This is a genomic window from Methylobacterium frigidaeris (genome assembly GCF_022179185.1).
GTDB lineage: Bacteria > Pseudomonadota > Alphaproteobacteria > Rhizobiales > Beijerinckiaceae > Methylobacterium > Methylobacterium frigidaeris.
Genome location: NZ_BPQJ01000147.1, coordinates 1 through 476 on the forward strand (window position 1 = coordinate 1; position 476 = coordinate 476).

The following is a 476-nucleotide window of genomic DNA, read 5'->3' on the forward strand; positions in this document are numbered from 1 at the left end:
TCGAGATCCCGCGCAGGTACAGGACCGGCAGCAACGCATCCAGGCTGCGGCTGCGGCGCGCCCAGCGCGGCAGCAGGGCCGAGGAGAACCGGATCCGCTCCTCGGGGCTGGTCGCGCCGCGATCCCGGATGCGGACCCGTGCCACCGGCACCGGGCCGATGCCGGTCTGGATCGCCCGCTCGGGGCCATGCCCGTGGCGGACCAGGCGGGCGCGGCCGTCCGGCAGCCGCAGATCCTGCATGGCGGTGAGGAAGGCCTCGGCCTCGAGCTCGACCGCCTGGGCGAGCAGGCGGCGGGCGCCAGCCCGCAGCACCTCGGTCAGGGGATCGTCGATCTCCTCAGGCTGACGAAGCCGCACGATGTTGGTAGGGCTGTCCATGGCGTATCGCTCTCAACGAGAGGTTCTGGCAGGCTCGACACCCGCCTCGATACGCCGCCTTCATCCAAACCGCGTCACCCATTCTCCCGCATAGCTC

At 71.4% G+C, this 476-nt stretch carries 1 pseudogene; it reads right to left on the reverse strand.

From position 1 onward, the window contains the following. A pseudogene (locus MFF64_RS36620) lies at positions 1-379 on the reverse strand (IS256 family transposase); the annotation flags it as partial. Positions 380-476: the final 97 nt, after the last annotated feature.